General features: G+C 68.0%; 2 protein-coding genes. One reads left to right on the forward strand and one right to left on the reverse strand.

Going from position 1 to position 569, the window contains the following annotated elements; genetic code table 11:
• A partial coding sequence (locus tag AC1DZC_RS20210) for a hypothetical protein (RefSeq protein ID WP_477044528.1) occupies nt 1-248 on the reverse strand: 248 nt, incomplete at its 3' end.
• 114 nt (nt 249-362) lie between these two features.
• Between AC1DZC_RS20210 and AC1DZC_RS20215 the strand changes: the two genes are divergently transcribed.
• Nucleotides 363-569 (forward strand): MarR family winged helix-turn-helix transcriptional regulator (locus AC1DZC_RS20215; protein WP_477044529.1); only part of this gene is annotated, 207 nt, incomplete at its 3' end.

Consider the following 569-nt stretch of genomic DNA (forward strand, 5'->3'; position numbering starts at 1 on the left):
TGGCGCATCCGCGCGCGCGGGGCGAGCCAGGCGGTGACGAATCCGCCGGCGACGGAGAAGAGGCAGCGATAGGCAAGGGCGAGGAGATTGTGCCACGGGTTCCACATCGCGCCGCGCGGTATGATCCCGGTGGCATGCATGATCTCGTCGGTGCCGGTGTGAGTCACCACGATGAAGGCGAAGCCGGCGAGCACGGCGGCAACGCTGCGGAGATAGAGCCACAGCATGCTGGCTGGTCGATCGGTCATTCGCGCTCCCCCGGTAGTCCGTCGATGATGCCACAGCTCGCGGGAGCTGGACAGGCCGCCCGCCCGCTCATTCCCGCCGTTGACCGGCTACCATGATGCATATACATCATGTGCGTGACCTCTCTCCCTTCCGATTCTCCGTGCGCGTGCACCTCCCTGCGCAAGGCCGCGCGCGCCGTGTCGCGCGTCTATGACGAGGCGCTGAGCGGAACGGGGATGACGATCGCGCAATTCTCGGTGCTGCGGCACGTCGCGCGCGGCGGGGAGACGCCGCTGAGCCGGCTGGCCGAGGCGCTGGTGATGGACCGGACCTCGCTGTAC

This window comes from Cellulomonas sp. P2_B4, assembly GCF_056404795.1.